12 protein-coding genes are annotated in these 13393 nt (G+C 63.9%); 3 read left to right on the forward strand and 9 right to left on the reverse strand.

The window, feature by feature from the left end:
• Positions 1-82: 82 nt before the first annotated feature.
• The 3 genes from H290_RS0114590 to H290_RS0114600 form a co-directional block, all read right to left on the reverse strand.
• The gene (locus H290_RS0114590; protein WP_020107553.1) at positions 83-970 is read right to left on the reverse strand and encodes a DUF5996 family protein; all 888 of its coding nucleotides are present in this window, start codon (positions 968-970) and stop codon (positions 83-85) included.
• Positions 971-1111: 141 nt separating this feature from the next.
• Positions 1112-1273 carry a hypothetical protein gene (locus H290_RS31460; RefSeq protein ID WP_020107554.1) on the reverse strand — a complete coding sequence of 54 codons (162 nt, stop codon included), beginning with the start codon at positions 1271-1273 and terminating at the stop codon, positions 1112-1114.
• Between the two features lie 90 nt (positions 1274-1363).
• Positions 1364-2368 (reverse strand): methyltransferase, encoded by a 1005-nt coding sequence (locus H290_RS0114600; RefSeq protein ID WP_020107555.1) that lies wholly within the window; start codon positions 2366-2368, stop codon positions 1364-1366.
• A gap of 86 nt (positions 2369-2454) precedes the next feature.
• Between H290_RS0114600 and H290_RS0114605 the strand changes: the two genes are divergently transcribed.
• Positions 2455-3633, forward strand: a complete 1179-nt coding sequence (locus H290_RS0114605; protein ID WP_020107556.1) for a helix-turn-helix transcriptional regulator — start codon at positions 2455-2457, stop codon at positions 3631-3633.
• Between the two features lie 83 nt (positions 3634-3716).
• On the opposite strand, the gene H290_RS0114610 is transcribed toward H290_RS0114605, so the two are convergent.
• The 3 genes from H290_RS0114610 to H290_RS0114620 are packed head-to-tail and all read right to left on the reverse strand — an operon-like array spanning position 3717 to position 8215.
• Entirely contained in the window at positions 3717-6092 is a 2376-nt protein-coding gene (locus H290_RS0114610) for a PEP/pyruvate-binding domain-containing protein (protein WP_020107557.1), read from the reverse strand.
• A complete protein-coding gene (locus H290_RS0114615; RefSeq protein WP_020107558.1) occupies positions 6083-7087 on the reverse strand; it encodes a TIGR03617 family F420-dependent LLM class oxidoreductase in 1005 nt (334 codons plus the stop codon). The genes H290_RS0114610 and H290_RS0114615 overlap by 10 nt, the downstream gene beginning before the upstream one ends.
• Positions 7088-7099: 12 nt before the next feature.
• A complete protein-coding gene (locus tag H290_RS0114620) occupies positions 7100-8215 on the reverse strand; it encodes a hypothetical protein (RefSeq protein ID WP_020107559.1) in 1116 nt (371 codons plus the stop codon).
• A 50-nt stretch (positions 8216-8265) separates the two neighbouring features.
• On the opposite strand from H290_RS0114620, the gene H290_RS0114625 reads away from it, so the two are divergent.
• The gene (locus H290_RS0114625; protein WP_028463202.1) at positions 8266-8883 is read left to right on the forward strand and encodes a TetR-like C-terminal domain-containing protein; all 618 of its coding nucleotides are present in this window, start codon (positions 8266-8268) and stop codon (positions 8881-8883) included.
• 298 nt (positions 8884-9181) lie between these two features.
• Here H290_RS0114625 and fadD5 read toward each other — a convergent pair whose 3' ends face one another.
• Entirely contained in the window at positions 9182-10786 is a 1605-nt protein-coding gene (gene fadD5 / locus H290_RS0114635) for a fatty-acid--CoA ligase FadD5 (RefSeq protein ID WP_020107562.1), read from the reverse strand.
• 177 nt (positions 10787-10963) lie between these two features.
• Positions 10964-11809 (reverse strand): helix-turn-helix transcriptional regulator, encoded by an 846-nt coding sequence (locus tag H290_RS0114640; protein ID WP_155976856.1) that lies wholly within the window; start codon positions 11807-11809, stop codon positions 10964-10966.
• A 136-nt stretch (positions 11810-11945) separates the two neighbouring features.
• On the opposite strand from H290_RS0114640, the gene H290_RS0114645 reads away from it, so the two are divergent.
• The gene (locus H290_RS0114645; RefSeq protein ID WP_036519074.1) at positions 11946-12869 is read left to right on the forward strand and encodes an SDR family NAD(P)-dependent oxidoreductase; all 924 of its coding nucleotides are present in this window, start codon (positions 11946-11948) and stop codon (positions 12867-12869) included.
• A 42-nt stretch (positions 12870-12911) separates the two neighbouring features.
• Here H290_RS0114645 and H290_RS0114650 read toward each other — a convergent pair whose 3' ends face one another.
• Complete coding sequence (locus H290_RS0114650; RefSeq protein ID WP_020107565.1) at positions 12912-13364, reverse strand: DoxX family membrane protein; 453 nt, start codon at positions 13362-13364, stop codon at positions 12912-12914.
• Positions 13365-13393 lie beyond the last annotated feature (29 nt).

Consider the following 13393-nt stretch of genomic DNA (forward strand, 5'->3'; position numbering starts at 1 on the left):
GCACCGGCCGCGGCCGACGCAAGCGGAGCACCGTGAACACGATTCCCCTGCGGTGGTCCAGCCCACCGGCCGGAGGAACCGTTTAGTTCCAGCCCGCCGTCTCCACCGCCGCGCGGTGGGTTTGTGCGAGGAACTTCAGAACCATGCCGTCTGGATCCGCTGCTTGTCGCACGAGGTGATAGGGCAGCACATACTCCCCAAGCGCGGTGTCCCAGTGAGCAGGGGCTTCGACCGCCGGATGTGTGTCGTACCCGTCGGGATGGGGGTAGGCGTACGCGTAGAAGACGCCTTCCTCGGCGCCACCGGGCCAATAGCCTGCGCTTGAGACCTCGTCGCTGTAGGCCTCGTGCATGACCCAGTCGGGGCAGTTCGGAACACCACCGGGATGCTGGGGTGCAGACCTTCCCGAGAACCGGGTGACAGCCAGATCGAATGCGCCCCAGAAGAAATGAACGGGCGACGATTTTCCTCGGTACTCACCTCGGAACTTTGAAAAGACACCATGCGCTGTGACGAGCGACCGCCAGAAGCGTGATACGGCGTCCGCGTCGTACGAGGCATGTGTGGTGTCCTCGGCGAATGGGGTCGCATCGGGCAGTTCGACGGGCGTTCCGACCATCGCGATATCAAATCCGAGCTCAGTGAGGTGGCCGGTGTACTCGGTGTAGAAGTCGGCAACGGTCCGCGGTTCAAGCTTCATCCGACGGGTGCTGCCGTCGGTGACGAGGATCAGTAGCTCGTGCCCCAGGAAGTCAAAGCGAATCTCGAGGCCGCGGTTTCCGGCGATCATCAGGGACGTGGTGAGTCCTCGTGCGTCCACGTACAGCGGAACTCCCCACCAGTGGTTGATCTCCGGACCGATGGCCATGCGCGTCTTGCCGACGATCTGAGTCCACAGCTGAAGTGTGTCCCGGGTGTCGATCCACGAATCCAACGGTAGTGCAGGCCAAGCGTCGTGTCTGGTTTCCATGAGCCCATGATCCCCCACGTCACTCAACGCGCGCCAAGGATCAGATGTCCACCGACTCAGCGGGGTTGGTGGCTCGGCGACGTCGCCACTTGAACACGCGGGTCGTTGACCAGGCCACGATGTGGGGCTACGTGCTCACAGTCAGTCGGTGTCTGTGGCGGGACCGTCCTGGGTTGCGCCACCTTCGCCGGACCAGTCGCCGGACGACTCCCCTTCGGCTGGATCGGACTGCACATCGGAGTTCGCGCCCTCCGGTCCGGTGCCGGCGTCTTCGGTGTGTGGGTCGGTCTTCTTGTCGGTCATAGAAGTCTCATACCCGAATACGGTCGCGATCAACCCAACCAGATGCGCGGCGCCCCGCCCTGTCCAGTCTTACTCCATATAGCAGTTTGCTCATTGGTCAGCCGTCGCGAGGATTAGGCTCTGCGGTCCGGCCAGTGTGAGGTGCTCGGCGAAGCGCCAGTCTGTGGCGCCGAGCCACTCGCGGACTTCGTCGACGCTGTAGACGTCACCGTTGTTCATATGGACCGCGAACTCGCCGGCCATCAGCGCCGCGTGCACCGGACTGGTGTGGGTCGGGTCCGTCCAAAAGTCGGCCAGGACCAGTCGGGCACCAGGGGCGACCGCACGGCGCACGCGTGCCAGGAACGCGAGGTTCTCAGCGGGCGACCAGTAGTGGATGAGGTTCGCGACCAGAACGACGTCATGGCCGCTCGGGAGGTCTTCGCTCGTCGCATCGCCGACGACGACCTTGATGCGATCGTTCAACCCCGCGTCGGCTACCCGTCCTCGGGCGATCTCGGCGACGACCGGTAGGTCGAGGACGGTCGCCTGCAGAGTTGGGCAGGCCCGGACAGCGGCGATGGACCAGGAACCGGTGCCGCCGCCGATGTCGAGCAGTCGCCGAGCGGTGCTGAGGTCGACCACGTTCGGGAGTGCGGCGGCAGGGCCGGCGAGCACCGCCTCGATACCCGCTGAGGCGATTGCCTGGTGCTCGTCGTCCAGTTCGAAGATCTCTTTCGGCGGCCGCCCGGTGCCGAGAGCCTCGGCAAGCGTCGTCCACGTCCGGTAGCTGATCTTGTCCCAGAACCGTAGGAACGGACGCAGGTCGGCAGGCGTGCGACCGCTCAGGAACGTGGCCGCGGCCGGGCCGTTGCGGTAGGTGTCGCCGTCTCGTTCGAGCACTTCGAGCGCGACCATGGCGTCGGCGGATATCCGGGCGGTGCGCACGGTCAAGCCCGTTCGCGCCGCCAGCGCGCCGATGTCGGCAGGTGAATCGGCCAGGGCCTCGAACAGGCCGAGTTCGTTCGCCGCGAAGAGGTGCTTGGCGGCCATGAAGCCGGATGCGATCTTCAGGATCTGCTCCGGCCCCGCCTGGACGTTCTGTGTTGTGGTCATGTCCCCAGTGTCGAGTGGTCGACGGACTGCGGCCATCCCAGATATCTGGGAGCGTCCGGGTGCGCGATCGCGCCTACAATTCGACTGTGAGGCTGGATCTCGAACGACGGACGCAGGACAAGGTCATCCAGGTCGCCGGCCGCGGATCTGACTGGATGACCCTGATCGCCGACCTCACCGATGTCCTCTGCACGGCGATCCCCTTCACCCGAACCTGCTGGCACACAGTCGATCCGGGCACGGTGCTGTTCACCGGCAGCGTGAACAAGAACATCGCCTGCTCGGGCTCGTGGCTGGCCGAGCACGAGTACGTGATCGACGACGTCGACCGCTGGTGGTTCCTCGCACGCAGCGGCAAACAGGTCGGCGCGGCGAGCGTCTCGACTCACGGCGACCTCAACCGCAGTGCCCGGCACCGATCGCGCGAGGGATACGGGACGGGCGACGAACTTCGCGCCTCCTTCGTCGCGGACGGCACCTATTGGGGCGCCGTCGGTTTCCTGCGCGAGGAGGACGATCGCTGGTTCACCGAAGACGAAATGGCGCTGCTCGCCACCCTCTGCCCCCCGATCGCCGTCGCCATCCGGCGCACCATACTTGTCGACACGCTGCTGCCCGACCCCGGCGCCGACATCGGACCGGGGATCGTGATCTTTGACGCGAAGGGCGAACCCGAGTCGATCTCGCCCGCAGCCGAACGCTGGATCGAGCAGATGATCGAGATCCCGCCACCGGCCACACCCGGTGAGTCAAAGGCGGTGCAGGCCGTCGCCGCCCGGGCCCGAACGCTAGGCCCCGGCGAGGATCCGCTGGGCCTGGTCGCCCGCTCTCGAGTCCGCACCGGGGACGGGCGGTGGTTGTTGCTGTACGGGACACCACTGTCTGGCGGAGTGTCCGGACGCACAGCCGTTGTCATCCAATCGGCTCGTCCCACCGAGGTCGCCCCGATCGTCGCTCTCGCCTACGGGCTCACCGAACGCGAACGGCAAGTGACCTGGCTCTGCATGCAGGGCCGCCCCACTCGAGCGATGGCACAGGCGTTGGACGTGACGACGTACACGGTGCAGGACCACCTCAAATCGATCTTCGCCAAGACCGGGGTACGCTCCCGAGGCGAGCTCGTCGGACAGATCTTCCTGGAGCACTACGTGCCGTTGTGGGAGCAGTCCCCCGAATCGCCGGCCGGTTGGCTGGCACTTCACGAGGATGCTAATTCGCACGACGTCGCGAAGCCCTCTCCACCTGAGGCATCCCGGCGAAAATAGACGGTCCCAAGATCAAGTCAATCGCACCGTCGTCGCCAGATCCGGGCGTATTCGACATCGGGCACCGGATGCACGCTTCCCCATCACTCGTCGAGACGGGTGACCACGCCTCGGTCTCCATCCACGCGTACCCGGTCGCCGGTCTTGAGCGACTGGGTGGCCACCAAGGTGTTGACAACGCAGGGCAAACCGTATTCGCGCGCCACCACAGCGCCGTGGGATACCGAGCTGCCGATATCCGTGACCAGCGCCGCGATGACGGTGAAGTACGGCGTCCACCCTACGTCGGTGACCGGAGTCACGAGGATCTCTCCCCGCTGCAGATCGCGCGCATCGACGATCGATTTCGCCACGCGCACAACACCTTCCACGGTTCCGCGACTTGCGGGTCGGCCGATGATCTCATCGTCCGTGACACCGCGCTGAGGCCGGGCGATCAGTGGGGTCGGTCGCCCGACAGACACGTCGTCGAACTCGAGAGAGTTCTGGAACGCCAGCGCTTCCCGACGCTTCAGCGCCCTCTGCACAAGACCGGCGACGTCTTCCGAACCAACGACGTGGTTCAGTTCCGCACGGTCAAAGAAGAACACCAGATCTGAGTCCGGCAGTCGTCCGACCTTGACCAGCACCTCCCCGAGGTGGCGGTAGCCCAGCTTGAGCGCATGCGCCATCAGCGCCATCTTCGATTTCGTCTCCTCGCGCCCACGTGCACCGCCTTGCGCCAACCGGGCGAGGAATCTGATGGTGGAAGATCTGGGCGCTTCAACGTGGGTCTTTGCCGGTCCCCGATCAGCTGGATCGAGCGCCGAGCGCACCATCACCTGCATCATGGCACCCAGCCCTTCCGGATCCTCGGCCCAGGATGGGTCACGCATACACAGCTCGCGGTAGCCGCGGTGCCCGTGACGAGTCAAGAACTCCTCCAACGCCATACCGCTGGCGCTACGCGTGGCCCGCAGCTCGTTGACCGCGACATCCGGTTCCCCCGCCAAGAACTGCTCGGCGGCCGCGCCGTCGGCGGCGATGGTGTTCACCACCGAGTCGAGCTCCTCGAGCATAAGCGCGCTCTCGACATCGGAGGCGCCGGCCATGAGCCGGGTTGCTTCGGTTCGACCCTCGTCCTCGCCACGTCCTTCCTTGACTGCCCGCCCCATCAGGACGCTTTCCAGAATGTTGGCCGCAACCGCCGCGCGCGATGATGACCGCACATGTGTCAGAGTGACATCGCAGTACTGCTGCACACCAGAGTTCAACTGGCGCAACACGAGTCGCGGGTCGTCGCTGGTCGGGATGTGAAACTCGGCAATCTGATCCTGTAGGCGCCGAATCGCGGGGCCGGCGGACAACGCGTACGTGGTGAGCCGAACCGTGTTGATCAGCTTGCTAACAAACGGTTTTGGTGGTTTCGGCTCCAATTCGTCGACCACCCGACCGCAGATCGAGGTAGAGAACTGCTCCAACGAATTGCCCAGGAGTCCAGAGCTCAGACCTGTCCCCTCGGTCAGGTTCAGGAACATGTGGCCCTGAAAGTATCCGACCTGTAGCCACGGCTTCTCGTAGCTTTGTTGTGCCCGCGCCACCACCTGCGTCATCTGCATCGCGTAGTCGATGGCAAAGCCGGAGACCGATGCGGTCAACGGGCAGAATGCCCCCGGCATCATCTCACCGATGTTGCAGCGGGTGTACACGTGGTCTGCACCCGCCAGAGGCGAATCCATCTCGCTGAGATCACCGGGCAGAGTGGTGATCGGTCGAGCCTGCAGCCACCACAGTTTGCCGGATTGGTCGATCGCCCACTCCAGATCCATTGGTCTGTCCCAATGTTGTGCTGCGCGCAGGGCGCCGGACCTGATCTCGGCGATCTCGTCCGACGACAAGACCGGCACCTCGCCGACATCGCGAACGCCGGGGTTGCCGCGGGAATCCAGGACGATGTGGTCCGAGGACGCCGTACCATCGACCAGCGCTTCACCGAGACCGGCGATGGCGTCGATCACCGTGAGGTCGCGCCGGCCGGTTGCCGGATCCGCGGTGAACACCACGCCGGCGGCGCGCGCGTCCACCATCTGCTGCACCACCAGATGCATGGTGGCGCTGGGTTGCCCGCTGTACGCCGAGGCTCGTCGCGAATGCACGGAGGCGGCGCACGTCTGCACGGCCGCGGCGAAGTCATCGACGGAGTCCACACCCAGCACGGTGTCGTATTGCCCGGCGAATGACTGGTCGTCACCGTCTTCCCCGACTGCCGAGGACCGGACGGCCACCGGGGTCGCGCCGACTGCGGCCATTCGGGAGAACCATTCCCCCACATCATCGATGGTGACCCGCTCGGCAGCATCAGCGATGACGAATCCCACCGGCACCGGAAGTCCGAGGCGGCGCAACTGCGCGAGTCCGGCCGCTTTGCCGCCGTAACGGTCGTCGGTGACCTGGTCGAATTCGATTGCTGTCAGCGACATGATGATCCTCCCAACGCGTCGACGATTTCGGCGAGCGCATCGACCTCGATGGGGCCCGGTTGATACAGGCAGATCCGGTCCGACACACCGTCTACGCGGTCACGGATGTGCGTGGCCACCTCGGCCGGGGTACCACAGGCGGCGATGGTGTGCAGTATGTCGTCGTCGATCAACGAGGCCATCTCCCGCCAGCGGCCCTGCTTGGACATCGCGTTGAGTTCCGGCTGCAAATCGCCCCAGCCGTGGGCGTCCAGCACCGGCCGGTATGCCGGGGTTGAGCCATAGAACGCCAGCAGCATCCGAGTCGAGGCGTGGTCGTCGTCTCGTCCGGTACCTACCGACACGATGATCTCAGGCACCACTTCGAAATCGTCCTCGCTGCGGCCGGCAGCAGACAGCCCGTCGCGAACGGCCGGCAGCGTCGTCTCGTGAAGGAACCGCTTCGATCCGAAAGGCATCACCAACAGACCGTCGGCCACTTCTGCGGTGGCTTTGGTCAGCCGAGGCCCGAGCGCTCCGAGATAGATCGGCGGCGGACCGAATGGGTTAGGCCCCGGCACGAAGGTCGGCGTCATCAAGGTATGCCGGTAGTACTCACCGCGAAAGTCCAGCCGCTGCCCCTCATTCCACGTCGCAAAGATCGCTCGCAACGCCCCCACCATCTCCTTCATCCGCGCGACCGGACGATCGAACTGCGCCCCGTAGCGATTCTCGATCTGCGCGCGCACCTGCGTGCCCAGACCCAGGATGAAGCGCCCCTCGCTCAGCAGTTGCAGGTCGTTGGCTTGATGGGCAAGTTGAATCGGATTGCGGGGGAACGCGATCGCGACGTTCGACATCACGTCTAGATCCTTGACCGACGATGCCAGCACCAGAGGCGTGAACACGTCGAACGGCCCTTCGAAGGTGAACACGCCGGATGCACCGGCTTCCTTGAGCACTTGTGCGCGTTCCACCGCATCAGTGGGTCCGAACAGCGCTGTCACGATTTTCACTAGAAGTCGCGCCTAGTCCGCTACGTCTGTCCAGTCGGAGAAGCCCGACGGGTGGTGCGGGCCGATCACGCCGTGCTCGAACAAACCCGCACCCTCGCGGATCGTCCCGTCGGCTTCAGTGCACACAGCTTTGCCGACGTGGTCGATGAGACTGAACGGCGCTCGGGCCATCACCTCCGGGTCCGTGAGGTCGAAGCTGACGCGTTCGGCGAACGGACCGCCCTTCCAGCTGCCGTGTGCCCACGAGGAGTCGCCTCCGTACCCCGACCCGAAAGCGATAGGCGCGAACAACTTCGATTCGACATCGAGTTGGATTCGGTCCCCTGCGCGGTTCATGAACTCGACATGGGCGCCCTGCGGAATCCTGGTTCCGGTCTTGTAGTCGATGGTCGCGCGCACTCCGTCGAGTTGTTCGACGCGGCCGTCTCTCCAGCGGCGTGTGCAGTCGTAGAGGCTACGGTGGCCATCGGAATCCTCTTGCAGGATCAGGAACAGTTGGTAGTCGTCGAAGGCCAAGGGCAGGTAGAGCCACCACATTCCGCGAAACGAAGCGTCTGGCCGACCGGCCGGCTCGGCCTCACCGACAGGTCGTATCCCCCACGATCGGTCGCGGCTCGCCACGCTGGTGTCATGACTGACCTCCAGCCGTTCGCCGTCGACATCAATCCATCCCTCCCATGAGCCGACCTGGGCGAAGCGGCACGCCTGCAACGTCACTCGCCGCTCGGTGAGCATCTCGTGCGGCTTCTCCAGAGCCGCAGGAAACAGCCCGCGCCAAGTGAGGTCTGCGGAAATTCCCTCGGTCTGCGCCAGTGTCAGGTGCATCTCCTGCAGTGGTTCGATGACTTCGAGACGGTAGCCGTTGACGTTCTGATGAAGGCGGTCGTCGTCGATCGCGTCGCTCAGGTGTAGCGCGGTCTGCATGTCTCCGCGACGGACGACGAAGTAGGCGTCTTTGATGCCGAGGCGCGGGTAGTACCCGATTCCGGTGAGCGCCATGAAGCGGCCGTCCCGGTCGAGCACGTTGAAGTACGACCGGTCGTAGAAGTTTCGATCGGACGTGGCCGGCCAGGTCAACGGCACAGGCGCCTGATGAATCGGATACTCGTCGAGCGGGCTCAAGTTCACAAGCACTCCCTCAAATACGATGCAAACTATATTGGAACTAGGATGAAGTCATGACAGCAGAAAGGCCGAAGGATGGCAAGAGGTCTGTGCAGGCGGCGCCGGGGCGGCCACGCGACGGCAGGATCGATGCCGCGATCATTGCCGCCACCCGAGAATTGATTCTCGAGACGGGCTATTCCGCGTTGTCGTTGTCGGCCATCGCCGCGCGCGCCGAGACCACCACGGCTGCCATCTACCGGCGATGGTCGGGCAAGGCGCAACTTGTCCACGAGGCAGTGTTGTTCGGCGAATCGATTCCCACACCGGACCATTCGGGCGACATCCGCAACGAGATCCGGGCTCTGGTCGAGACAATCCGGGTGATGTTCGACAGACCTGAGGTGCGATTGGCATTGCCGGGTCTGATCGCCGACACCGTTGCCGACCCCGAACTGCACAACATGATGATCGCCCGATTGGCCGGGAATCTGACCGCTTTCGAATCTCGTTTCGGTCAGGAGCGCCGCGACGATGACCAATTGCCCATGCTCGTCGAGGTGGTCGCGGGCACCGCAATTTTCCGCATCCTCATTCGCCAGGACGCCGCCCTCGACGACACCTGGGTGAACGAGATGACCGAGTTGATCACTGGCCGCCGGCCCTCCGAGAACTCGCTTGACGGCGCCTGAGCTCGATCAACTCTTCGGACTCGTAGCCCCGAGTTACACGAGTTCCACTACAACGTGGTTGTTGAGTTCTGCTGCCCGGCTGATGAACTCGGTCATGATCGCGAACTTGGATCGCAGGTATTCGATGCCTCCATCGGTCCAGTTACGGAACGGCTCTACCCTCTGCTGAGTGAGGTCGGCCGCCGTGGTGGTGCGCCTTGTCGATGTCGACTGAGATGGTCGGGTCGGCCTCGCGAAGATCGCAGACGAACTCGACGCTGACACATCACGGCTGCACTCATCTTGATACTCGGTGGAATCAGTGAGCCAATCCGGCGTCCTTGCTGCCGTACGCTGCGCGGAGCTTGTGCTTGACGACCTTGCCGCCGGGATTGCGTGGTAGTTCGTCGACGACTACGAGGTCCTTGGGGTGTTTGAAGCGCGCCAAGTTCTCGTTGAGGTGAGGTCCGAGTTCGTCGAGGGTGAGCGAGTCAGCACTGTCGGCCAGGACCACGACTGCCACCGGCACTTCACCCCACTTCGGGTGTGCCCGACCGATGATCGCGGCTTCGGCGATGGCGGGATGGCTGTAGAGCACGTTCTCGACTTCGGCGCAGTAGATGTTTTCGCCACCGGAAATGATCATGTCCTTGGCGCGGTCGACGACATAGAGGAAACCCTCGTCGTCTTGCCGGACCAGATCTCCGGAGTGGAACCACCCACCCCGGAACGCCTCTGCGGTAGCCTGCGGATTCTGCCAGTAGCCCTTCATCAAATTGGGCCCGCGATAGACAATCTCGCCCACTTCGCCGGGTTTGACGTCATCCATCAGCGGATCGACGATGCGAGCTGTCACCGCCGGCACCACTTTGCCGATCGAGCCGATCTTCCGGATGGCGTCTTGACCTTCGAGAAGGGTTGTCACCGGCGACATCTCGGTCTGTCCGAACGCAGTCATGTTGAGTGCGTCCGGGAACAACTCATTCATGGCGCGGAGCACGGTATCGGGGGCTGGGGCCGCTCCCCAACTGATCGTCCGCAGCTTGAGATCACGGGGTTTGGCTCGCTGCGCCGCACAGACTGCCTGCCACTGGGCCGGCACCATGAAGACCGATGTAACGCCTTCACGCTCCAAGGTGTCGAGCATGGCATCAGGATCAAATGCGCCGAGCGGATGGATGACCGCCTGGATGCCGCGATAGAAGACCGGCGCGAAAGCGGCAATGCCGGCGATGTGAAAGATGGGGGGCACCACTGAGGCTATGTCGCCCGGTTGGCCATCGGACGCATTGATCGTGGTCATTGCCTGGGATTGCAAGTTGAGGTGGGTCAACATGGCGCCCTTGGGTTTTCCAGTGGTTCCCGAGGTGTACATGATGAGTGCGACGGTGTCTTCGGGGATGTCGACCTCAGCCAGATCCGCAGGATCCTCCGCGAGGAGCGCTTCGTAGTCGAGGTGATCGCCACTGTCGCCGGCGTCAACGACGATGGTGGTGTCGATGGCTCCGGTGGACGCCCGCACCGCGTCTGCCAACGGCGCCAATAGTTTCTCGGTGAGAATGATCGTGGCGCCACTGTCCTCGACCAGGTAGCCGACCTCCGCCGGGCTCATGCGAATGTTGACCGGTACCGGGATCGCACCAATCAGATTCGCCCCGAGCACCGCCTCGACGTATTCGGTGCGATTGAGTAATGCGATCAGGATGCGATCGCCGAATTGGACGCCACGGCGTTGCAAAGCCGCGGCGAACCGGTGCGACCGGTCGTCGAGTTCACGCCAGGTGGTTGCGGCATCGAGGTACTTCACAGCAATCTGGTCTGGTGCCATCAGGGCGTGTCGTCGTACCTGGTTGTTCCAGGTATTGCGACCGGAACGCATCGGTTCACCGTGAAGGTTGCCGGTCGACTCTGCAGCGACTGTCATTGGCGCATCCCCTGGTTCGTCGGGCGGGGCGTGCGATCCCCCGGCCCACTACTGTGCTTTACATCACTGTAGAGGTCGAGACGATTGAGCGCCGACGATTCTGGCTGGAACGTGAATTACGTTCTGTATCTCAGTGTCTCGCTATGCGGCACATTTCAGGTCGGAACCTGGATGCGATCAGTCCCGGCTCGTCACCGGTTCGACCACGCGTAGGAATTCGAGGAGTTCGTAGTCTCGACTGCCGGGTGTGGCGGAATACAGGACGAGCTTCAGATCCGAACCCGGAATCATCAGGACGTCGCAGTCCAGAGTGATGTCGCCGACCGTCGGGTGACTGATGGTCTTGCGATCAGCGGCATGAACACCGACAGCGGCGCGCTGCCACAGTTCGGCGAATCGTGGGTGATGCGCGTTCATCTCGTCGATCAGGCCACGCACCCGCGGGTCCGACGGGTATCTGGCCGCGGCCTCGCGCAGGTCGGACACCAACGCCGACTCCAAGTGGTGCGCATCCCTCTCCGACCGGACGTATTGCCCGATGTCACAAGTGAATACGACGCGGACAAGGTTGCGATCGGACGCCGATACCGCGGTCGGATCGCCGAGCAAGGCCGCCCACGAGTTCGTCCACCGGATGAGCTGCCAATCGGCGGCATACACCGCGAGAGGTTGATCACCCAGCCGGCTCAGGATCCGCGCCACCCCAGGTGAGATGTGATCGTCGATGAGGCGATCCCCCGGCGGCAGCAACCCGGCGGCCCGGAACAGGTGATCACGCTCAGCCCGGCTCAACCGCAATGCCCTCGCCAACGAGCCGATCACCGCACCGGTCGGTCGGGTGGCCCGTCCCTGTTCGAGCCGGATCAGGTAGTCAACCGACACTCCGGCGAGTTGCGCGAGTTCCTCACGGCGCACACCCGGAACACGACGTCGCGTACTCACAGTGATGCCGGCGTCGGCCGGATCGAGTCGATCACGCCACCGGCGGATCAGCTCCCCCGCATCCACTCGTGATGTTGTCACCGGTCCATTGTGCGACAACGCGCCGCATCAAGCCTGGTACTGCCAGTCCCTATGTCCGCCGGTGATCTGGCCGACCCGATCTCATCGGATGACACTTCAACAGACAAGACGCAACCGCCGAAAGCGAGTTCCTTTGATGCCCATCCGGACTTTGGTGATGACCGGCGCCACCCGCGGGATCGGCCGGCTGGCCGCCGCGAACGTCGTGTCCCGGCGTCCCGACATCCATCTGGTTCTACTCGCCCGCGGCGGGGCCGACGACGTTGCCGCCGAACTACGAAGCCGTGGTGGCACTGTCACCGTCATCACCACCGACCTCTCGTCGCCGGCCGAGGTATATGCATCCGCCGACCGCGTGACAGCCCTGCTCGGCTCCGGCGACCTGCCACCGCTGGCCGGAATCATCGCGAACGCCGGGATCCAGTTCACCAGCGCACTCACGACGACGGCCGACGGCTACGAGGAGACGTTTGCGGTGAATGTCCTGGCCAACCACGTCCTGATCCGAAGCCTCACCGACAGCCTTCAGGACGGCGCACGCATCACCGTGACCTCGAGCGACACCCACTTCGGGGATTTGCGACACAACCTCGGATTGGTTCCGGCGCCGGCATGGAGACATCCCGCCACGCTGGCGGCACCCGGTGCATTCCCAGATCCAGGGTCAGCTGTGGCCGGCCGAACCGCTTATTCCACAAGCAAATTGGCGGTCATCTACCTGGTCCACGCTTTCGCGCGCCAGTTGCCGGACAGCGTGCAGATCGTGTCCTATAACCCCGGATTCGTTCCGGGTACCGGCCTGGCGCGCGACGCGAGCCGGTTCGAGCAGTTTGTCGTCAGCCGAGTGATGCCGGCGTTGACCCTGACACCGATCGCCGCCACCAAGAGCGCTGCGGCGCGTCACCTCGCCGACGTCGCTCTCGGAAGCGTGGTCGCCACTTCAGGTGATTACATCGACCGTGGTCGAGTGGTCCGGTCGTCGGACGAATCGTTTGACCGGGCGCGCGAAAACGAACTGTGGGACTACGCCGAACAGCTCATGACCGACCTCAGATGCTGATCCGGCCCATTCCGCGGCTGTACCGGGGCGATGTCCTCAACCTCATCGCTTGCGTAGTGCGCTCCAGGCACCGGTCGACCAGAGCGCCCATGCGATCAGCACAGGCTGGAAGATCAGCCGGGTTGCTCGCGCTTGGTCGGTGTCGAGACCAAAGGCATCACGGTGGTGGACGTACTGCGCGATGTTGCCCGGGAAGACGGCGACGAAGAACGCAGCCAGGATGATTCCGACCGCCGCTCGCCGACTCTTCAGCGCGATGGTTGCCGTCCCGAGCAAGATTTCCACGACACCGGAGGCCACCACTGTGACGTCCGGGCTCAGTGGAACGAAATCCGGAACCTGCGCCTGAAAGTCTTGACGTGCGAACGTCAAATGACTGACACCGGCAAATACCAACATCGATCCGAGCGCGACGCGGGCGATGGCGCGGGGCTTGGATTCACCGGCAGGCGACCTCTCGGTCAGCCGAGTCACGGTATTTCCTTTGTCGGTCATTCATCTCATTTCGCGAGTCATGAAAGGAC

This window comes from Nocardia sp. 348MFTsu5.1, from assembly GCF_000383535.1.
Taxonomy (GTDB): Bacteria; Actinomycetota; Actinomycetes; order Mycobacteriales; family Mycobacteriaceae; genus Williamsia; species Williamsia faeni.

Coding starts and splice junctions, on each gene's coding strand:
- H290_RS0114590 (WP_020107553.1), bottom strand. CDS start 970: ATGGAAACCAGACACGACGCTTGGCCTGCACTACCGTTGGATTCGTGG.
- H290_RS31460 (WP_020107554.1), bottom strand. CDS start 1,273: ATGACCGACAAGAAGACCGACCCACACACCGAAGACGCCGGCACCGGA.
- H290_RS0114600 (WP_020107555.1), bottom strand. CDS start 2,368: ATGACCACAACACAGAACGTCCAGGCGGGGCCGGAGCAGATCCTGAAG.
- H290_RS0114610 (WP_020107557.1), bottom strand. CDS start 6,092: ATGTCGCTGACAGCAATCGAATTCGACCAGGTCACCGACGACCGTTAC.
- H290_RS0114625 (WP_028463202.1), top strand. CDS start 8,266: ATGACAGCAGAAAGGCCGAAGGATGGCAAGAGGTCTGTGCAGGCGGCG.
- fadD5 (WP_020107562.1), bottom strand. CDS start 10,786: ATGACAGTCGCTGCAGAGTCGACCGGCAACCTTCACGGTGAACCGATG.
- H290_RS0114645 (WP_036519074.1), top strand. CDS start 11,946: ATGCCCATCCGGACTTTGGTGATGACCGGCGCCACCCGCGGGATCGGC.
- H290_RS0114650 (WP_020107565.1), bottom strand. CDS start 13,364: ATGACCGACAAAGGAAATACCGTGACTCGGCTGACCGAGAGGTCGCCT.